The sequence below is a fragment of the Cupriavidus sp. HE11 genome (genome assembly GCF_056097175.1).
Map to the genome: position 1 here is coordinate 167751 of NZ_CP184466.1, position 18584 is coordinate 186334.

The following is an 18584-nucleotide window of genomic DNA, read 5'->3' on the forward strand; positions in this document are numbered from 1 at the left end:
CCATCTCCCTACGGTCTTGTTATCGTCGCGACCGTGCGCGATGACTGTCGCCAGGTCAGGCTGCGACCCGCTGTCGCTCACGTTGTCGGCGCAGCCATGCGCTGGAGCGGCCGCCCAGCGCGCGCCCGAGCAACGATTCGGCGAACGCCACGGCATCGAGCAGGCCATCAAGTGAGATCCCGGTACTGAGCCCGCATTGCTCGGCCATCAGCACCAAATCCTCGGTCGCCAGGTTCCCTGCGGCGCCCGGGGCGAAGGGGCAGCCACCAATGCCACCGACGCTCGCGTCGAAGCGCCGTACCCCGGCTTCGAGCGCGGCCCACGCGTTGGCGACCCCCAGGCCCCGGGTGTCATGCAGATGCACGGCCAGCGTGTCCGGGTCCAACGCTTGCGCGAGAGCGGACATACGGGACTTGACGGCGGCGGGTGCGGCCGCGCCGATGGTGTCGGCGATCACGATTTCTCCGGCACCGGCGTCCCGCATCCGGCACGACAGGCGTAGCACGGTATCGAGGTCGACTGCGCCTTCGAACGGGCAGTCGAATGCCACCGCCACATAGGCGCGGGTGCGCAGGCCGAGCGCGCGGGCCTGTAACAGGGTCTGCTCGCTGACCTCGGTGGCTGCATCCAGCCCCATATTGATGTTGCGCTGGTTCATCGTCTCGGTCGCTGACAGTACGACCGCGATCTCGGAGGCCCCGGCCGCGTGCGCGCGCTCGAGCCCCTTGAGATTCGGTACCAGCGTGGAGATCCGCAGGTCCGGCGATTGGACGGAGGCGCGCCGGACCACGTCGGCGGCGTCAGCCATCTGCGGCACGGCCTTCGGCGACACAAAGCTGGTGGCTTCGACGCTGCGTAATCCCGCACGCGAGAGCAAGCCGATCAGTTCGACCTTGGCGTCGGTGGAGATGGCGACGGCCTGGTTCTGCAGTCCGTCGCGCGGTGCGACGTCGGTGATCGTGAGGGCGGGCACGGCGCTCATGCCACTGCTCCCGCCTCGTGCAGTCGTGCAACCTGTTCCGCGTCGTAGCCCAGCAGGTCACGCAGCACTGCCACCGTGTGCTCACCCAGGGCGGGTGGGCACGTATAAGCCGGCGTGGTTGCCCCGGAGAGCTTTACCGGGTTGCCCGGCATGCGCACGGTCTCGCCGGTCTTCAGGGGGACTTCGACAATCATGTCGCGGGCTTCGACCTGGGGTTCACGCAATGCGTGTGCGAAATCGTTGACCGGGCCGCAGGGAATGCGGGCCTGCCGCAAGCGCGCCAGCCAGTAGGCGGACGATTCACCCTGCAGCTCATTGGCGATGATGGCATCGATGCGCGCCTTGTCCGCGTAGCGCCCGGGTTGCTTCGTATAGCCTGGTGCCCGCAGATCGGGATGGTCGATCACGCTCAGGAAGCGCTCGAAGAACGCGTCGCCGATGCAGGCAATGATGATGTGGCCGTCACGGGTCGGGTAGGTGTTGTACGGCACATGCACGAAATGGCTGTTGCCGATGCGCTCTGGCACCAGGCCCGACATCAGATGCATCGTCGCCATGTAGTTCAGCAGCGAGATCTGGGCGTCCAGCATGGAGATATCGACGTGCTGGCCGACCCCGGATTGCTCGCGTGCAGCGAGTGCTGTCAGCACGCCGATGGCACCGAAAACTCCCCCGCCCAGGTCGCCGACCGGAATGCCGCTGCGCATCGGCGGGCCGTCGGTCATGCCGGTAATGGACATGCCACCACCCATGGCCTGCACGACCTGGTCGAAGGCTGGCTGCTGCCGATCTGGCCCCGTCTGGCCGAAGCCGGTGACCGAACAGGTAATGATGCGCGGATTGACCTTGGCGAGCGACGCATGGTCGATGCCCAAGCGCTCAGTTACGCTCGCGCTGAAGTTGTCAAAGACCACGTCGGCATGGCGCACGAGATCCAGAAACACGGCTCTGCCTGCCTCGGATTTGAGGTCCACGCACACGCTTTCCTTGTTGCGGTTCAGCGTGAGAAAGTACGCCCCCATGCCGTCGCGGGCGAAGTCCTCGCTCTCCGCGAGCAGTTTGCGCGTGCCCTCGCCGGTACCCGGCGGCTCCACCTTGATCGTGCGTGCGCCCAGGTCGGCCAGCAGCATGGTGCCGTACGGGCCCGAGAGCATATGGGTCAGGTCCAGCACGGTGATATGTCCGAGCGCCTGCATGGGTTCCTCCGTTGTTCGTATGGGGGGACCAGCGCAATCGGTGTGCCAGCGATTGGCTTGCAGCTAAGTGACTGATTTATATAAGACGCCGCGTGAGTAGATGACGGGCTGGCGGTTTCATGAAACACTGATGAAACATTCATGCAACAGCTGTGAAACGCCCGTGCAACGTCACGAGAAACGTTCGATAGGGTCCGGCCGCCAATGGCGTAGGGGCTTTCGACTTGGGCGATCAGGGCAGACCAAAGCTGACTAAAGCCGATGAGGAGACACATGCGCGGTTCCACCCCCGAGCGCGGCAGCCTGCCGCGCATTTGCTTCATCAGTTACAAGCACTTGAGCCGCTTCGCCATGACGGTACTGGACGAGTTCGCCGACCGTGCGACTATCGAGGTGGTCAATGGCTCGTTCGAGGCTGCGCTCGACGCGGCGCACGATCGTCTGCGTAATGGGGCGGCCGACGTCTTTGTGAGCGCCGGGGCAAACGCCACGATCCTGCGCAGTGCGCTTGATGCGCCCGTTGCGACGATCAAGCTCAGCGGCTTCGACATCCTGCTGGCGCTATACCATGCGCGGCGCATTTCGAGCCGGGTCGGGGTGGTGATGTATGGCGAGTGCATTCCCGAGTTGGACGCCATCCGGGAGCTACTCAATATCGAAGTCGCCCAGTACGCGTACCACACGCCTGACGAAGCGAGGCAGTGTTTCGAGCGCCTCGTGCAGGACGGCTACGAGGTGGTCGTCGGGTCCAGTATCGTCATGGAGCTGGCCGAGCAGTACGGGATCCAGGGGCGCCTGGCCTATTCGATCAATGCGGTTCGGCAAGGGGTTGAAGACGCCATCGAACTGGCACGCGTAGCTCGCCTGGAAGCGAGTCGCTATGACCAGCTCAACGGCGTGCTGCACAACCTGCAGGAGGCCGTGCTGGCCGTGGATCGTGACAATCGGGTAATCGCCGTCAATCCGCCTATGGAAGTCCTGCTGGGACGTGTCAAGTCGAAGATGATCGGCCAGCATCTCGAAGACGTCGAGCCGGCGCTGTCGCTGCAATCCACGCTGGCTACCGGCATGCAGGAGCGCGGTAGCGTGTTTCGCTTCGCGCAGCGCGATTGGATCGTGAATCGCACGCCGATCCGGGAACATGGGGATACGGTAGGCGCCGCCATCACGCTGTATGACGCCCGCAATATCCAGGATGCCGACGCCAGCCTGCGTAGCCAGCAGCGCCGGCATCCCCGCAATGCGCGCAACCGTTTCGACAACCTGATTGGTGCGAGTCCGGCGTTTGCGCGCGCCTGCGCGACGGCGCGGCGCTTTGCCAGGACCGACCTCACGGTGCTGCTGTGCGGTGAGAGCGGGGTGGGCAAGGAGCAGTTTGCCCAGGCCATTCACAACGAAAGCAAGCGTGCGGCCAAGCCCTTTGTGGCAATCAACTGCGCCGCATTTCCGGAGGCGCTGCTGGAAAGCGAGCTATTTGGCTACGACGAAGGCGCCTTTACCGGGTCGCGCCGGGGTGGCAAGCGCGGACTGTTCGAGTCAGCACACACCGGGACACTGTTTCTCGATGAGATTGGCGACATGCCCGTCTCGCTGCAGACGCGCCTGCTGCGTGTGCTGCAAGAGCGAGAAATCCTGCGTCTGGGCGGCGCGATACCGATTCCGGTCGACGTCCGGATTATCGCCGCGACACATCAGCCGCTGCCGCAGCTAATCGCATCGAAGCAGTTCCGGCAGGACCTCTACTACCGGATCAACACCCTGCAACTGGCGTTGCCAACGCTGCGCGAGCGTAGCGAGGACATCGAGCTTCTTGCGACATTCTTGTTGCGTCGCTCGCTGGGTCGACTGGACTCGCACCTCGATGCCCCGGCCCTGGTCGCGCGCGTGCTGCCGTGGCTCCAGGCCTACGCCTGGCCGGGCAACATTCGAGAACTGGAAAACATCTGTGAGCGCATGGCAGTGTTTTTCTCTCAATGGAGTGATCTGGGTCACATCGCATTCGAGGAGTTGCATCACGATTGCCCGGAATTGCTCGGGCTGCCGGCGAGCGGTGTCGGGGTGCTCGGTCCCACGGCACTGCAAACATCTGAGGTTGCCGAACCGCCAGCCGTGGCAGCGCGCGACCGAGTGCTGGAGGTGCTGGCCAATTGTGGGGGCAATCGTCAGCAGGCGGCACTGCAATTGGGCATCAGTCGCGCGACGTTGTGGCGCTGGGAAAAGGCAGCTACAGGGTTGCGGATTCAATCTGTTGCATCGACCGGTTGAATCCGAACATAAGGGCGGTCACTGCAGAATCGCGCCTCCAAGTCTTCGGCGCGCGTGCAGCGGGGCGCCTTCCAGGCCTGCCCTCTATTGAACTGAGATGTTATGGTCTTTGATCACTTTGGACCAAACGGTAGTCTCACGCTTGAGAAGGGAGCGCAGCGCATTCGCATCGCCGCTTTGCGGTTCAGCGCCCATGCCTGTGAGCTTTTCTTTTATCTCGGTGGTTTCCATGGCAGATCGGACCGCGCTCTTCAATGCGGCGATGACCTCCGGTGGCGTCTTGCCCGTCGCGAAAACGCCAAACCAGCCCATTGCCTGGAAATCGGGAATGCCGGAGGCCGCTACAGTCGGCAAATCGGGAAGCAACGTCGTCCGCGACGGGCCGGTGACGGCAATCCCGCGCAGTTGTCCGCTCTTAATGTAGGGGGTCAGGATAGCAACGTTATCGATTCCTGCCTGAAGCCGTCCGGCAAGTAAGTCGGGCATTAGTGCACCCGTACCCTTGTAAGGCACATACTGCATGTCGACTCCCGCCTGGCTCTTGATCAGTTCCCAACCGAGGTGCTGCGCCGTACCTGGCGTTGATCCTGCGTACGAGATCTTGCCGGGGTTTGCCTTCGCATAGGCTAGTAGTTCGGGCAGACTCTTCACAGGTAGCGAGGGGTGTACGACCATCACATACGGAGAAGTTGCGATGATGCCAAGCGGTTCGAGGTCCTTCTCCGGATCCAATTTCGTTGTTGCGAAAAGCGCTCGGTACGTTGCCAGTTGCGACGAGGCCATTAACAAGGTGTATCCGTCCGCGGGCGCCTTTGCCACGCTTTCGGCAGCAATGAGTCCGCTTGCCCCGGTGCGGTTTTCCACCACGACGCTTTGACCTAGCGACTGGCTCATCCTGGCCGCAATTAAGCGGGCGATAACGTCGGTCGTCCCGCCTGCAGGTGTACCTACAAGCATGCGGATCGGTGCCGCCGGATACTTTGGCTGCGCCCAGCCGGTCGCTGCCACCATTGCCATCAATATCGTTGCTGTGCATCGCACTACGGCTCGCATTGTGCGCATCGTGTCTCCTTTGCGTTTGTTTATGTGGTTTTAGGTACTTCCAGCGCTTCATTGGCCGCCAAACGACAATGACAACGTTATCATTTTTGGGCGACCTATGCCATCTTGAGCAGTTGAGAGCGCTTAGATGGCTAGATTTTCCCTCCCATCAGCTCGCTGGAAATGATAACGTTGTCACCCGAGTAGTCAATCGGAGATTACCCAATAGACGCCATCCGCATCGCGGTGCCGAACGCACCGGGCTTCGGCACCTGGCCTCGCCCGAAGAAATTGCCGATGCCATGCTGTGCCTCGCATCGGCGCGGGCGGCATATTCTCTGGCGCGCACCTGTCCCGTCGATGGCGTTACCACGCCCATCGTCGTTTGAACGTGCCGAGGCCATCTTCGCGGCGCTTGAGCGGTCCGGTATCGTCACGCGACGGACACCAGTGATCTAGTGATGTCTGCCCTCGACGATTCTAAGAAAGTCTGGCCGATACGGGGGACATCAAATGCACAATAGATTCTATCTATTTGGGCGTGACGGTTAGCACCATCCGGAAATTGACATCGCCACGCTTCAGCCTTGCATAGGCTTCTGACGCCCGCTCCAGCGGCATCGTCTCGAAACGGGGGCGGGCGTCGACCAGCAGGCTGAAATGCAGCGCTTGCTCGCATTCGCATGGCGTCCCCGTCAACGAGCCAACGACGTGCCGCTCTCCGCCCACCAGCAGCTTCGTCGGTACGGACAACGCTTCGTTGCCCGCACCCAGCACCACGAGGCAACCCTGGGACGCCAGCGCTGGAAACAGCGCGGACACCATTCCAGCATCGCCGATCGTGGAGATGATGGCCTGCGCGCCGCCCAACCTCTGTAGTTCGCTCGCGACATTCTCGCGTGCGGTATTCAGATACGCATGGGCACCAAGCGCGGTCGCTTCGGCCGCAATACCGTCGCCCCGGCCGATGGCGATGACCCGGAATCCCATCCTCTTCGCATACTGCAGCGCCATGTGCCCGAGGCCGCCAATGCCCAGAATGGCCACCGTATCGCCCGGTTGCGCGCCGGATCGCCGAAGGGCATTGAATGTTGCGATGCCAGCGCAGAGAATGGGCGCGGCTTCTTCTGAGCTGAGTGCGTCGGGAATCGACACAAGGCCTGTTGCGCGGGCCAGTACCATTTCCGCATAGCCGCCATCGCACGTTGCGCCGACAAAGGACTGGTTCCGGCAAAGCTGGAATTCACCGCGCCAGCATTGCGCGCAGGCGTTGCAATGGCCGCCGAGACGGCCAACCCCAACACGCTGGCCAATCTCCCAGATGTCCGGCACGCCTGCACCAAGCGCCGCGATGCGCCCCACGATCTCGTGGCCGGGGACGCGTGGTGGCTGCAGCGTGGGATTGGCCTGCTCGATATCGCCGATATCGGCGCCGCACATGCCGCAGGCCTCCACTGCGATCAGCACCTTTCCGGCGCCGGGTGTCGGCGTTGCGCGCTCGACCAGTTCCAGATTGCCGGGGCGGCTGATCTGCATGGCGCGATAGGTTGGCGGGATAGTCATGATTCGGTGGACGACAGGTTGGGAGGCAGGCCCAGTGCGGATACGATGCCTTGCGTCGCGGCGTCAATGGCGCCCGCGACGTATCCAGGGAAGTTGAGTGACCACTCGCTGGCGATGCCGGTCATGCGGCCCTTCCATGGATGGGCGGAAGCGATGGCTGCAGGCGACATGGCGTGGTGTTGCAATCCGGCATCCAGATCTGCGGCGGTTGCAGTCAGGGGATCGGTCGCCCAGTCTTTGATGAAATCCTGTCGGGGCGCAGCGGCCTGCGGCCCGAACAGCCGGGCAAGCTGAGCCCGGCAGTGGGTGCGAAGGGTCTCGTGAGAGATGCCTTGGCGCACGCGCGCCGGCACGCCGAAGAAGCCGAATAGCGCGGCGATGCCGCCCGGTGTGCCCGCATCGTGAATTTCGGCCAGGGGCCCCGTCGCGCTGCGCGCTTCGCCAGACAGCCCTTCGGTCCGCCAGAATGGTGTGTCGTAGACCGCGACGTACTTCGCATGGTCGGCCATCCACGTGGGCGTGGCTTGCCATTGCTGTTGAAGTTTGGGTGGCAATGCCGGCGAGAAGTCGATCGACTCGCTGGCCAGGCGGGGTGGCACGGCCAGCAGCAGGTGCTGGCCCCTGGTGATGGCGGGATTGCCCGATGCGTCGACACTTTCTACTTCGATGCCGTCGTCGAAACCCCGAACCTGACGCACGCGTTCGCCAGTCATGAGTCGCGACGCGTCGATGCGGTGGCGTAGCGCGTCGATCAGCGCGACCATCCCGCCCGTCAGCCGCATCGCCTTGGGGGAATCGGGAAAGCCTCGCATACGCGCCGGCGGCATGTTGGGCGCACGTTCTGCCATCATGGCCCCCGCGTCATGCTGTGCGAAGCGGTCGAGTTGCAGTGCAGCGATGAGCCTGTCGAGTTCGCGATGATAGGCCGGCCAGAACCACGTCGGGCCGAGGTCGATGCGGTCCGTTGCACCGGCCGGCACCGGCGACAGGATGCGGCCCCCGAACGCGTCGCGTGCCTCGATCAGCAGGTAATCGCTCACGCCATGCTGTTCCAGCAACGCGGCGGCATGGAGGCCGCTCAGGCCGCCGCCGACGATGATGAATCGTGCGTTACGCATGGCGTGTCCGTTCGCTTTTCATGTAGAGCGTTGCGCCGTCCGCGCCGGCTGTGACCGTGCCATGGTCATCCGGCGGGAAGCGCATCCAGGTGCCGCGAGGGTGAGCGGCACCTTCAAACATGGCGTCGCCCTCCGACACCAGCAGCTCGACCTTGCCGTCAATGCCGAGCATGCATCCCGGCTTCAGGCGCTGCAGCCAGACCCGCTCCATGCCGTTGTCGTATAGCTGACAGATGTCGCCATCGGTATGAGATTGCCATTGATGCGGATCGTATGTATTGATGCGTACCGTCTGACGGTCATGCGGAGCCATCTGGCGAAGCTTCACGAACAGGGTGGCGCCGTCCGGGCTTGCCGGCGCGTGCGAGGAGCCAGGTGGGTTGCGTAGATACCAACCGGCCGGATAGTGGTCATGGCCCTCGGAGAACGTACCGGAAAGCACCAGGATTTCCTCGCCGTCCGGATGCAGATGGCGAGGAAAGTGCGTGCGCGGCGCATACCTCACGATGCTGGTCGCACGCGCATCTTCGCTGCCCAACCGGTCCAGCATGACGCGGTCGACCCCGCCTTGGGGTGAGGCGACCCACTGATACTGATGCGGCATGATGATGGCGCGCCGCGAGAAATCCGCGTTGACGAGCATGTGAGTTCCTTCAGGTATGGCGGGTCAGGCGTTCTGCAACTGGGCGTGCGTTTCGAGGACGCGTGCCGAATACGTCAGCGCGGCCCCGGCGTTGAGGGCGATGGCCACGCCCAGTGCCTCGGAAATCTCCACCAGCGTCGCGCCGTGCTCGACGGCCTTCTTGGTATGTACGGCGATGCAGCCGTCGCAGCGCGTGGTCACTGCCACGGCCAGGGCGATCAGCTCATGGATCTTCGGCGCCAGGTTGCCAGTCCTGGCCGCGGCGCCATCGATCACGTTGAGGCCTCGCATCACGTCGGGGCTTTGTTTGGCGTAGTCGCCGACGCGGGCCAGCAGTGAATCGCGATAGGTATTCCAGTCTTGCATCATGTTCGGTTTCCCAGGGTGGGGAGGGGGTGTTCGCGATCAGTTGCGGCCGGCCATGACGCCCCCGTCGACGTCCCAGATGGCACCAGTAACCCAGCTCGCTTTGTCGGACAGCAGGAACGTGACCGCTTCGGCCACATCCTCCGGCGTGCCGACGCGGCCGATCGGATGGAAGCTGTTGAAGCCCTGCAGCGCGCCGGCCACTTCAGCCTTGGGAATGAATGCTTCGTAGATCGGCGTCTGCACCACGGCCGGTGACACGGCGTTGACGCGGATGTGCCTCGGCGCCAGCTCCATGGCCAGGTGCTGGGTCAGCGAGTGCAGACCCGCCTTGGCCATGGAATAGGCCGACGACGGCGTGGCGGCGATGGCCTGCCTGGCCCACATCGAGCCGATGTTGACGATGGCGCCTGGGCGGCCGGCCTTGACCAGATGGGCAGCGACGCGTTGCGTGACGAAGAACTGCGCCTTGTTCAGTGACATGTACTGGTCGTAGTCCGATTCCTGATGTTCCAGGAAAGGCTTCGGGAAGAAGACGCCGGCAGCGTTGACCAACAGATCGATGTCCGCATGCTGCGCGTCGATGGCTTGGAGCAGGCCGCCAAGTCCGTCGCTGGTGGACAGGTCCGCGACCAGTGCCGCGGCGTGGCCCAGCGCCGCCAGATCCTTGCGGGCCTGCTCGGCCTTGTCGGCACGATTGCCTACGATGACCACGCTGCCGCCCTGGGACAGTACGTTGCGGGCGATCTGGTGGCCCATGCCGCTGGTGCCGCCTACGACCAGTAGTTTCCGGCCTGCGAATTGGTTGTTCATGATTGACTCCGTTGTTGACGGGAGGGAGAAGATCGATAGATAAACTATGAAATCAGCGTCGCCAACCGGCCCGTCGATGTGATTGCCGCTCGCGAAATGCCAGTGCTTTGAACGGAATTTTTGGATATCTGCACCTGGCTGACAAACGAGATAAACTCTTTCTGTTTGAAAGAAAATATTTAGTGATGAAGACGCCGGTCCACCTCAATGCGCTGCGCGCGTTCGAAGCCAGTGCCCGCCACCAGAGCTTTTCGGCCGCAGCAGCCGAATTGCACGTCACGCCTGCCGCCGTCGGTCAGCTTGTCCGGACGCTGGAGGATTGGCTCGGCGCGCCACTGTTCCACCGGGCGTCAAGCGGACGTGTCCGGCTGATCCCGACCGAAGCGGCCGAACGGGCATTGCCCGACATCCGAGCGGGCTTTGACAGGCTTGTGCTGGGGGTGGAGCGTCTGCAGGAGGGCGCCACCAGCGGCGTGCTGACCGTGACCGTCAGCCCCGCTTTTGCCGCGAAATGGCTGTTGCCGCGTGTCGACCGGTTCCAGGCGGCGTGGCCGGACATGGACGTGCGGCTGGAAACGAGCCTCAAGCCCGTTGACTTCGTCGCACAGGGCATCGATATCGGAGTGCGATACGGCACGGGGACGTGGCCTGGACTGACGGCAGAGAAGCTGATGGACGAGGAGGTCTATCCGGTGTGCTCGCCTGGACTGCTACGACGGCATGCGGTGAAGCGGCCTGCGGACCTGGCGAAAGAGATCCTGATTCACGACCTGTCGATGGAGGGCCATGCCGGTTTTCCGGTATGGGAGGCATGGCTGCGCAGGGTAAACATCACGAACGTTGCAATCACGCGAGGCATGAAGATCAACAATTCTGCCGCGGTCTTGCAGGCAGCCGTAGAAGGGCAAGGCATTGCGCTCGCGCGAAGCGTCATGGCACGAGACGACGTTGCCAGCGGACGCCTCGTGCGCTTGTTCCCGGAAATCAGCTTCGCGTCGCCACTTGGGTATTTCATCGTGTACAGGTCCGAGTGTGCGACCCTGCCCAGATTGGTAGCGTTTCGGGACTGGTTGCTCGACGAAGCGGCCAGGGCACTTCCTGCCACCCTATCGGACGAGAAAAGTTGAAGAGCGGCCGCAGATGACGCCAAAGCGATTTCAATAACTGGCTGGACTCGACCGTCTCTGACTGACTGGCCCCAACCCTCTGGATCTATCGGGGCGGGGACTTGTCGGTGCCAGCCGCGCGACTTCCGTGCCCATTGCGGACCGCCGACTTCCCACAGGTTCGGAGGCGCGCCCATACGCCGTCTGCCGTTGTTGCAGGGCTAACACCCGGCTCTGTCCTGGATGCTATTCTGCAGGGCCACGCAGTCCGCAGTGAAGGCGTCCACGACCAGACCGCGGGGCAACCAAACCAGGACATGAGATGAAAGCACGCTTCCTTATCCTCGCAGTTTCGGCTCTTGCTGCATGCACAAGCCCCGCCCAACGGATGGCCAATTGCCAGGCACAGGGCATCAGTCGGGAAACTTGCTATCAGACCGAGCAGAACCGGCAGAGCGCCATCAACGCTGCGGCGGAAAAGCAGGCACTTGAAAACGCGCAACAAGTCAACGGACTAAAAAGCAAATAGTAGCCACACCGCACAGAACGGTGGGGGAGCAGGTCACCCAAGGGGATACGTCCAGCCTTGACGGGGCCGGAGACTAAGGTTTCGCAACCGCCAGTCGTCGGGCTACCCCCATCTCTTTGCCGTCGCCCCACGTGCGGGTGCGGCAGTGGCCTCATACGATCGGAAGAGATCCGACGGCCTGTTTAGTCGTATCGCCTGCTGGACCGGACGACGGCATAGGACCTTGCAACGCTCGGGCGTACCGGAATGGACCGTTACCCGAGCGACAGCATGACGGCAACTGCCAAGCATCGGTCGGAGGCCAGCGGGCACAGACATCGGCGGACGTCTCGAGTCGAGCGCTATCGGCCACCCGACTGCTCGTCTGCACTTAGATGCTCTTGGAAATCTCTGAAAGGCGAACCTCTTCAAGTGAACTTAGCCACGCCGCCTCCGCGGAGGCCATCGCATTGTCGAGAATTCGATTGACTGCCGATTCGACAGGGCAAGACAAGTTGTCTTCAGCGAGGCCGATCGCAAACAATCCCCTGTGCTCGATGGCGATGTAGATGTCTCGAGCTGTGAGCTGATCAAGCTCACACGAGAGGGCCCACCCCCCTCCAGGCCCCGGTACCGAATGGACATAGCCGGCCTGACGAAGTGCTGCCATTGTGCGTCGAACAAGGACCGGATTGGTATGCAACATCAACGCAATCGTCTCCGACGTCGTAGTGCCGCCTCGAAGGTGCATGTGAATCAACACGTGAAGAAGCCGGGCTAGCCTGATGTCGCGTTGCACGCCGTAAATCTCCCTTAACCGTAACATCTATAGTTACGATATTATACGCGCGTTCGTACATCTGTCAGGGACCCTATGATCGCCGCCACCCAGCACTTCATTGACGCCAATGGAATCCGCCTTCATGCCGTCGAATGCGGCAAAGGACCGCTTGTGCTGCTTCTCCACGGTTTTCCGGAAACCTCGCATGTCTGGAGGTACCAACTGACGGCACTTTCCGAAGCAGGCTTCCGCGCGATCGCGCCCGACCTGCGCGGCTTCGGCTTCAGCGATTGCCCGGCGAAGATGGAGCAATACACCACGATCGACGTCATCGGCGACTTGGTTGGTCTTCTGGATTCATTGGGAGAGCGGCACGCGGTGGTCGTGGGGAACGACTGGGGAGCCACCGTTGCATGGCAAGCCGCAACGCTACGGCCGGATCGTTTCCGTGCAGTCATCGCGCTGGGGGTGCCGCTGATGAACCGGGCGCCGATGGCACCGAGCCGGCTTTTTCCTCAAACAGATCAGGCGTGGTTCTACACACACTTTTTTTCGCAGCTCGGACTTGCCGAAACCGAGTTCGAGCGCGATGTTGCAACTACCCTGCGCAAGATCTACTTCTCGGCATCGGGTGACGTTGGCCCCAGAGATGAGAGGAGTCCAAATCCCTTTGGGCTTGTGAAGCGACAACGCGGCTATCTCGATGAACTGCGCGACTTCTCGTCGCTACCGGCCTGGCTTGCCCCCACTGACTTGGACGCTCTGGTACAAGCATTCCTACGCTCGGGGTTTCGAGGGGGATTGAATTACTACCGCAACCTCGATCGAAACTGGGAACTGCAGGCGGCGTTCGAGGGGCGGACATTGGAAGTCCCGTCGCTTTATCTTGTCGGCGAGCGTGACACCGGGTTGTCGATGCCGGGCATGATGGACATCATTGACGCCATACCCAAGTTGGCGCCACATCATCGTGACTCGCACGTTGTGCCGCACGCGGGGCATTGGCTCCAACAGGAGGCGCCGGCTCCTGTCAATGCTCTTCTGATTGACTTCCTTCGTCGCCTCTAACTAGGTGATTCGATGCCGCACTAGCCGTTGCCACTGTCCTTTTGCTCACGGCGGATCCCAGTCCCAGTTGGCCGCTACCTGGCTAGCATTTTTTATCGGTCGGATGGGGACGGCCACCTCAAATGACTCTTCCTGTCTGTGGATTCAATGAGTCGATGCAACACTAGACGCTGGCCGCCATCGAGCCAATGATGGGCGGGCGCGAAGTAAGCCTCACTTTGGCATAACCATGCGGTTGCCGGAAGGTCTTCGTTCGTTCCGTAGAAAGTTCCTGACATCGGCGTCCGCAGCGATGCAGGCTATCTCCAGCCGCGACGTCACGAGGATGCGCTCGGCAACCGCCTCCCTGTCCGGCGAATTCACTTCTGCCGGCAGGGACGGCGGGTTATTGATGCATGGAAGCGCGGTTCGTCACGTGAGATATCACCCCGGCGTAGTTCAAGGGATCGCATATCGTCGCAGCAGGGGGCTATTCCGCCTCCGAATAACTCAATTTAGCTATAGGTTTCGTGGCATATCTTCGTCATCCTTACGCCCCCGATCCGGCCCACCTTTTCACGCCACATGAAGCAGATTGACTTGCTATTGCAGCCGCAATCCATGGCAAGTGCGATGTTCGCTACGATTGAAATCATCAGCCTTGCCAATAGGATGGCTCGAAATCTCTCTGGAGATATCGAGACTTCTCCATTTGGATGGAGAACCGTAGATGCGCTTGGCAAGCCGTTTACGTTAGTCGATCCCGTTTTAGGCGAGGGTCGATACAGTGCTTACGACGCTGAATGCGATGAAAGAACCGATGTTGCGGGCAAGGAGACCGCCGGTGTCGCCTTGGTAATTCCGCCTGTCCGCGCCAGCAATCTCGCTATGCTCAGCGATGCGATTGGTTCAATGAATGATGCAAAGGCCCTCATCCGTCGACGCTACGACGAAGGGGCAATCATCGTGGCAAGTGGATCGAGTGTTTGCCTGGCGGCAGCCGCCGGCATCATGGATAACAAGCGCGCGGTTGTCCCCCTGCACCTCTACGCCTGGTTTGCGGAGTCGTTTCCCAAAGTCATCGTTGACTGCGACGAAAATTTTAGTCTTGACGGACGAGTCCTGTGCGGGCGGGTACCTACTTATCAGACTTCGCTGACGCTCAACTTGCTAACAGAGCTCGGCGCGGCTGAGTTGGCGAAGCGCGTTGCGAAAATCGCCGTGCCAGACGTTGGTATGCTTCACACTATGGCAGATATAGTGGACAGCGGAATTACCGTCGATCTGACCGATAGCATCGTTCACAAAGCATCTCAATGGATGCGCGAGAACTTGCATCAACGAGTTACGCTGGATGACATCGCACATGCAACTTCCACAACTCGACGTACACTGCTGCGGCATTTCGAGCGATATGCGAAGATAACGCCACACGAGCATCTCATGATGCTGCGTATTGAACGTGCCAAACTCCTGCTCATCACTTCCCACCAAGGCATGCTGGAGATCGCCAATGTTTGCGGATACAGCGACCTCCGAGCATTTCGCCGGGCCTTTCGCGCGTACGCCGAAGTAAGCCCGTCTGACTACCGAAGCTCACAGCGGCTGCGCCCTGAAGCGCGCCGATGGCGTGCCAACGAGCTTTCACGGCGTACGGGCTGACACTAGTCTGTGTTCGTGGACAGGAATGCAACGGTTCGGAAGCTGGAGCTCCACCGCCGACCGCGGGGCGACGAGGTTTGGAGCTCCGAAGTGGTCACTGAGATGCGAGCGGGAGAGTGCGATTCTCAGGATGGCTTATGTCCTTGAGGGGTACGAGCCAGTGCGCATTGTCCTCATCCATGATCATGATTGCGATGTTTCCGTCGTCGTCCTTCATGGGTTCGGTTCGATACCATCCCGTCCACGCTTCGTTATGACGAGCGGGTTCAGAAATAATGACCCTGCAAAGTCCCTTGTCATGACACTCGTCGGTAAGGGCAAGATGCAGCGGCGGACGCTGGACCATTGCAACGACCTCCGCGGTCGCCGGGACCGTGTGACAAACCAAAGCCGCGACCCCAACGGCAAACGGGGCGAAGTACCTCTTCATTGCTTTTCTCATCCATTTTTCATGTTGAATTTCTCGCCAGATTCTGGTTGATAGCGGGCGAGCACGTGTATGACGCTGTGGCCTAAATTTAACTATGTCCGCGTGAAGGCGCATAGCGCATATTAGGGACATTAGGAGGACACTTGTGGCCATCAGTTGGCATTTATGACATCGGAATTCGCCTGGCAGAATCTGGAGCACCGGGCGCGTACTCGCAAGCCGAATTGATCGCACCGTTTTTATACGGGAGACAAAATCTTGAAAATCGCCTAAAGGCAAACGATATGCAATGATCACTACGGCACAAGAGATCAATTGCAGGGCATATTCGATACGCTTGAAGTCAGTCGCATTTTTTGACAACAAGGAAAATCGGGTCGATGGCGCGGAGATTCCGATATACGCCCAAAACGAAACGACCATATATCCAGATACTGTCGGCGACCAGATCGCGCAGGCCGTCTGCGCGCGGTCGGATGGCGATTCGGCCGCCAATGCGCAGCGTCGCTCCGAGCTCGCCCGCTTGCAGGCGCTGGCGAATGGTGTTGCGCCGGGCCAGCACGGTGGCATGGAATCGCTCGGCTACTCGGATCGTGTACGTCGCCGCGTAGCAGCCAACCTCCTTTTCGACGGGGCTTTGGCAGGCAATCCGGGCACCATGGCATCCACGCCGTTGGGGCAGGACGGCACGCTGCTGTCGCTACGACTAACGAAGTCGAGTGGGAATGCTGTCGGGGACAAAGCCGTGATAGGCGCAATCGAGCGATCTGTTCCGCTGCCGCGCGACGAGAGCGGCAGGATGCCGGAAAATCTCATGATGACATTCAGTCCCAAGGATTGATCTGCGCTGGCCGGCCGGCTCTGACCGACCCTTCTGAGTCGTTCAAGCATTGCAGAGCGGGCGAGGGTTCGGCGCCTGAGCGACTTTCCCACGTAGTTTTGAATCCCTATGCGTAAAGCGATCTAGAGTTGGGCGCATATGGTCGCCAACACGCTCGTCCGCGTCCAGCATAAAGCCATGGAAAACCAAAAGCTGCCTATCGCGAAATGGATGGCGGCCTGTCCGTGTTGTTGCTTTTCTCGGAAAGCACGCTGCATTCAGGGTGAGTCATGGGACGTCTTGCCATCTCTTTCGGCGAGCCTTGATGATAGGTTCGCGCAGACGGACAGCGGGCCATTGTCGTTGATCTCGGCTGTATTCGGCCAGACGAAATAAAGCGGCCACTGGCCGCTTTTTCTTGAGTCGCGTCAGTCTTACTTGCCTGCCAGCGATGGGAAGCCCGGGTTCGTGACGACCTGCTTCAGCAGTTCCTGAACGGCAGGGCCGAACGCGTCGGCGACGTTCTTGCACGCGCCGCGGGCTGTCCAGCTCGTTTCGAACGGATACTTGACCGACACGGTGTAACCCTTGTCAGTCGCTGACTTGACAGCCATTTTGATCTGCCAGTATGCCGGCGACACCGAGCTGAAGCTCAGTTCTTCGATGCGGCCTTCGATCGCAGCACCCTTGATGTCATATGCTTGAGCCATCAGGAGTTCTTCCTGGAAGGCGTCCTTGATGTACTGGGACGGCGACTTGCCCGGGGCGACCTTCACGGGACCATTCAAGCGGCACAGCGGGCTTTCATCTACGCCGTTCGCCAAGCCGACATCAGCCACGCTGACCTTCTTGGGCTGCAGGTTCGTCTGAATCGCGATTACGTTCGATGCGGACGCCTTATAGGGGATGCTATTGGTTGTTTCGCAGCCTGCGAGGAGAACAGCGGCGCCGAAGAGGATTGCAGCAGTCAGGGCGGTCTTGCTTTGCTTCATTTTAGTCCTTGGATGTGGGTTGATGGCCAAAACGGAGGAGGCCCAATCGGGATATCGACCACTCGCCGCGGGCGCATAATCCCACCAAGGAGGGGGGCGCGAAACTAAGGGTTCTTCGCTGTTCCAGGAGACGGTTAGCGTTTCCCACAGATCAAGGCTGTAACCTACGAAATCTCGCAAGTATTGCTAGACCGTCGCTTTAGGCCGAATCGAAATCGATATGTGGGTAGTGCCGCTCTAGAACGCTCATTAATGGCCCCAGAAGCTGCCTTTCGTGTCCCGATCGTCGAAGGGCGGTTACTGGCCGGACACGGCCCCTGCGAGAAAGCGCTGCCCTTATTGTCCGTGGCACTTCTTGAACTTCTTGCCGCTGCCGCAAGGGCACGGGTCGTTGCGGCCGGGCTGGTCGCCCTTCACCACGGCCTCCACGCGCGGGCCCAGGCTCTTCCAGATCTGGCGCAGGTCGTAGACAGCCCAGATTGCCTCGCCGAAGGTTTCCAAGCGCGCCTGGCTGGTGCTGGGCGGGCCATCTTCGCTGTACATACAAACCTCGGGCTGACCGGTGTCGTTCTCTGTCAGGGCGACGATGCTATCGAGTGCGTCGTCCAGCCACTGGGCGGCCTCCTTGTCGCGCGGGGCGGCCCATTCCTCGGGCCAGTTCTCGACCGCGAACATGAAGCCCAGCGCCCACACCTGGCCAAACGACGGAATTTCCCGCCCGTCTATCTCGGCGCGATCTTCCTCGGGCAGGCTCAAGATGGCGCCGCGCATGTCCATGGCCTCGGGATAGAAGGCGTGTTCGTCCTCCAGCGTCTCCACGGGCTGGTCGAGCTGGTGTTCCACCTCGTTCCATCTGCGCTGCCACAGGTCCATGAAGCGGGTCTGCTGGGCCGCTTCATGGAACGCGGGCAGCAACGGCAGCGGGCTGCCCTCGGCCACGTCGATCGCCGCGCCGTCGCCCAGCAGCATGGGCAGGTAGTCAGCAGCGGGGATGCGGCGGCGCGTGCAGACCAGGGCCGTGAGAAAGCCGTCGCAGAACTCCCATTGCGGGATTTCCTCAGCGCGCTGGCGCAGGTCGTCCAGCAGATCGTCAAGCTCCTGGAGTTCGTCGGGCGTCAGGGCGGTGGCTTCGGTCATAGGGCAGGTTCTCGCGTTGAGGGGTGGGGATGCGCTGGACGCATCGCCGCGAAGTATAGCGGTTCGCTCACCCACGCCGACGTCGTTGTTCGGGACGCGCCGTCGTGCGGGGAC

At 61.4% G+C, this 18584-nt stretch carries 18 protein-coding genes; 6 read left to right on the plus strand and 12 right to left on the minus strand.

The features are described 5' to 3' along the window. Nucleotides 1-55: 55 nt before the first annotated feature. Both ACOABP_RS28670 and ACOABP_RS28675 read right to left on the minus strand, forming a co-directional pair. Nucleotides 56-982, minus strand: a complete 927-nt coding sequence (locus ACOABP_RS28670; RefSeq protein ID WP_474231155.1) for a hydroxymethylglutaryl-CoA lyase — start codon at nucleotides 980-982, stop codon at nucleotides 56-58. Continuing rightward, nucleotides 979-2178: a CaiB/BaiF CoA transferase family protein gene (locus ACOABP_RS28675; protein ID WP_474231156.1), complete on the minus strand. Its 1200-nt coding sequence runs from the start codon at nucleotides 2176-2178 to the stop codon at nucleotides 979-981. Before ACOABP_RS28675 ends, ACOABP_RS28670 begins: the two co-directional genes overlap by 4 nt. Before the next feature lie 273 nt (nucleotides 2179-2451). On the opposite strand from ACOABP_RS28675, the gene prpR reads away from it, so the two are divergent. Beyond that, nucleotides 2452-4443, plus strand: a complete 1992-nt coding sequence (gene prpR / locus ACOABP_RS28680; protein ID WP_474231157.1) for a propionate catabolism operon regulatory protein PrpR — start codon at nucleotides 2452-2454, stop codon at nucleotides 4441-4443. Nucleotides 4444-4527: 84 nt separating this feature from the next. On the opposite strand, the gene ACOABP_RS28685 is transcribed toward prpR, so the two are convergent. The 6 genes from ACOABP_RS28685 to ACOABP_RS28710 all read right to left on the minus strand — a co-directional run bounded on the left by ACOABP_RS28685 (nucleotide 4528) and on the right by ACOABP_RS28710 (nucleotide 9987). Further along, a complete protein-coding gene (locus ACOABP_RS28685; protein WP_474231158.1) occupies nucleotides 4528-5460 on the minus strand; it encodes a Bug family tripartite tricarboxylate transporter substrate binding protein in 933 nt (310 codons plus the stop codon). Between the two features lie 555 nt (nucleotides 5461-6015). Then, nucleotides 6016-7041 (minus strand): alcohol dehydrogenase catalytic domain-containing protein, encoded by a 1026-nt coding sequence (locus tag ACOABP_RS28690; RefSeq protein WP_474231391.1) that lies wholly within the window; start codon nucleotides 7039-7041, stop codon nucleotides 6016-6018. A 2-nt stretch (nucleotides 7042-7043) separates the two neighbouring features. Continuing rightward, nucleotides 7044-8087 (minus strand): flavin monoamine oxidase family protein, encoded by a 1044-nt coding sequence (locus tag ACOABP_RS28695; RefSeq protein WP_474231159.1) that lies wholly within the window; start codon nucleotides 8085-8087, stop codon nucleotides 7044-7046. A gap of 70 nt (nucleotides 8088-8157) precedes the next feature. Further along, a complete protein-coding gene (locus ACOABP_RS28700) occupies nucleotides 8158-8808 on the minus strand; it encodes a cupin domain-containing protein (protein WP_474231160.1) in 651 nt (216 codons plus the stop codon). A gap of 24 nt (nucleotides 8809-8832) precedes the next feature. Next, complete coding sequence (locus ACOABP_RS28705; RefSeq protein WP_474231161.1) at nucleotides 8833-9177, minus strand: carboxymuconolactone decarboxylase family protein; 345 nt, start codon at nucleotides 9175-9177, stop codon at nucleotides 8833-8835. Nucleotides 9178-9213: 36 nt separating this feature from the next. After that, entirely contained in the window at nucleotides 9214-9987 is a 774-nt protein-coding gene (locus ACOABP_RS28710; RefSeq protein ID WP_474231162.1) for an SDR family NAD(P)-dependent oxidoreductase, read from the minus strand. A gap of 185 nt (nucleotides 9988-10172) precedes the next feature. Between ACOABP_RS28710 and gcvA the strand changes: the two genes are divergently transcribed. Both gcvA and ACOABP_RS28720 read left to right on the plus strand, forming a co-directional pair. Next, nucleotides 10173-11114: a transcriptional regulator GcvA gene (gcvA, locus tag ACOABP_RS28715; RefSeq protein WP_474231392.1), complete on the plus strand. Its 942-nt coding sequence runs from the start codon at nucleotides 10173-10175 to the stop codon at nucleotides 11112-11114. Nucleotides 11115-11415: 301 nt separating this feature from the next. Next, complete coding sequence (locus tag ACOABP_RS28720) at nucleotides 11416-11622, plus strand: hypothetical protein (RefSeq protein WP_474231403.1); 207 nt, start codon at nucleotides 11416-11418, stop codon at nucleotides 11620-11622. 370 nt (nucleotides 11623-11992) lie between these two features. Here the strand turns inward: ACOABP_RS28720 and ACOABP_RS28725 are convergent, their stop codons facing one another. Next, nucleotides 11993-12400: an Rrf2 family transcriptional regulator gene (locus ACOABP_RS28725; protein ID WP_474231163.1), complete on the minus strand. Its 408-nt coding sequence runs from the start codon at nucleotides 12398-12400 to the stop codon at nucleotides 11993-11995. Nucleotides 12401-12475: 75 nt separating this feature from the next. Between ACOABP_RS28725 and ACOABP_RS28730 the strand changes: the two genes are divergently transcribed. Beyond that, nucleotides 12476-13450 (plus strand): alpha/beta fold hydrolase, encoded by a 975-nt coding sequence (locus ACOABP_RS28730; protein ID WP_474231164.1) that lies wholly within the window; start codon nucleotides 12476-12478, stop codon nucleotides 13448-13450. Nucleotides 13451-14014: 564 nt separating this feature from the next. After that, nucleotides 14015-15091, plus strand: a complete 1077-nt coding sequence (locus ACOABP_RS28735) for a GlxA family transcriptional regulator (RefSeq protein WP_474231165.1) — start codon at nucleotides 14015-14017, stop codon at nucleotides 15089-15091. Nucleotides 15092-15185: 94 nt separating this feature from the next. Here the strand turns inward: ACOABP_RS28735 and ACOABP_RS28740 are convergent, their stop codons facing one another. Beyond that, complete coding sequence (locus ACOABP_RS28740) at nucleotides 15186-15533, minus strand: hypothetical protein (protein WP_474231166.1); 348 nt, start codon at nucleotides 15531-15533, stop codon at nucleotides 15186-15188. A 277-nt stretch (nucleotides 15534-15810) separates the two neighbouring features. On the opposite strand from ACOABP_RS28740, the gene ACOABP_RS28745 reads away from it, so the two are divergent. After that, on the plus strand, nucleotides 15811-16362 hold the full coding sequence (locus ACOABP_RS28745) for an energy transducer TonB (RefSeq protein ID WP_474231167.1): 552 nt from the start codon (nucleotides 15811-15813) through the stop codon (nucleotides 16360-16362). 413 nt (nucleotides 16363-16775) lie between these two features. On the opposite strand, the gene ACOABP_RS28750 is transcribed toward ACOABP_RS28745, so the two are convergent. Further along, nucleotides 16776-17333 (minus strand): hypothetical protein, encoded by a 558-nt coding sequence (locus ACOABP_RS28750; RefSeq protein WP_474231168.1) that lies wholly within the window; start codon nucleotides 17331-17333, stop codon nucleotides 16776-16778. A 336-nt stretch (nucleotides 17334-17669) separates the two neighbouring features. Next, nucleotides 17670-18470 (minus strand): YecA/YgfB family protein, encoded by an 801-nt coding sequence (locus tag ACOABP_RS28755; RefSeq protein WP_474231170.1) that lies wholly within the window; start codon nucleotides 18468-18470, stop codon nucleotides 17670-17672. Nucleotides 18471-18584 lie beyond the last annotated feature (114 nt).

Bases quoted from the DNA above. Each gene is read 5' to 3' on its own strand.
- ACOABP_RS28685 (WP_474231158.1), bottom strand. From the start codon at position 5,460: ATGGCAATGGTGGCAGCGACCGGCTGGGCGCAGCCAAAGTATCCGGCG.
- ACOABP_RS28755 (WP_474231170.1), bottom strand. From the start codon at position 18,470: ATGACCGAAGCCACCGCCCTGACGCCCGACGAACTCCAGGAGCTTGAC.
- gcvA (WP_474231392.1), top strand. From the start codon at position 10,173: ATGAAGACGCCGGTCCACCTCAATGCGCTGCGCGCGTTCGAAGCCAGT.
- ACOABP_RS28700 (WP_474231160.1), bottom strand. From the start codon at position 8,808: ATGCTCGTCAACGCGGATTTCTCGCGGCGCGCCATCATCATGCCGCAT.
- prpR (WP_474231157.1), top strand. From the start codon at position 2,452: ATGCGCGGTTCCACCCCCGAGCGCGGCAGCCTGCCGCGCATTTGCTTC.
- ACOABP_RS28710 (WP_474231162.1), bottom strand. From the start codon at position 9,987: ATGAACAACCAATTCGCAGGCCGGAAACTACTGGTCGTAGGCGGCACC.
- ACOABP_RS28745 (WP_474231167.1), top strand. From the start codon at position 15,811: ATGATCACTACGGCACAAGAGATCAATTGCAGGGCATATTCGATACGC.
- ACOABP_RS28750 (WP_474231168.1), bottom strand. From the start codon at position 17,333: ATGAAGCAAAGCAAGACCGCCCTGACTGCTGCAATCCTCTTCGGCGCC.
- ACOABP_RS28675 (WP_474231156.1), bottom strand. From the start codon at position 2,178: ATGCAGGCGCTCGGACATATCACCGTGCTGGACCTGACCCATATGCTC.
- ACOABP_RS28670 (WP_474231155.1), bottom strand. From the start codon at position 982: ATGAGCGCCGTGCCCGCCCTCACGATCACCGACGTCGCACCGCGCGAC.
- ACOABP_RS28740 (WP_474231166.1), bottom strand. From the start codon at position 15,533: ATGAGAAAAGCAATGAAGAGGTACTTCGCCCCGTTTGCCGTTGGGGTC.
- ACOABP_RS28705 (WP_474231161.1), bottom strand. From the start codon at position 9,177: ATGATGCAAGACTGGAATACCTATCGCGATTCACTGCTGGCCCGCGTC.
- ACOABP_RS28735 (WP_474231165.1), top strand. From the start codon at position 14,015: ATGAAGCAGATTGACTTGCTATTGCAGCCGCAATCCATGGCAAGTGCG.
- ACOABP_RS28730 (WP_474231164.1), top strand. From the start codon at position 12,476: ATGATCGCCGCCACCCAGCACTTCATTGACGCCAATGGAATCCGCCTT.
- ACOABP_RS28720 (WP_474231403.1), top strand. From the start codon at position 11,416: ATGAAAGCACGCTTCCTTATCCTCGCAGTTTCGGCTCTTGCTGCATGC.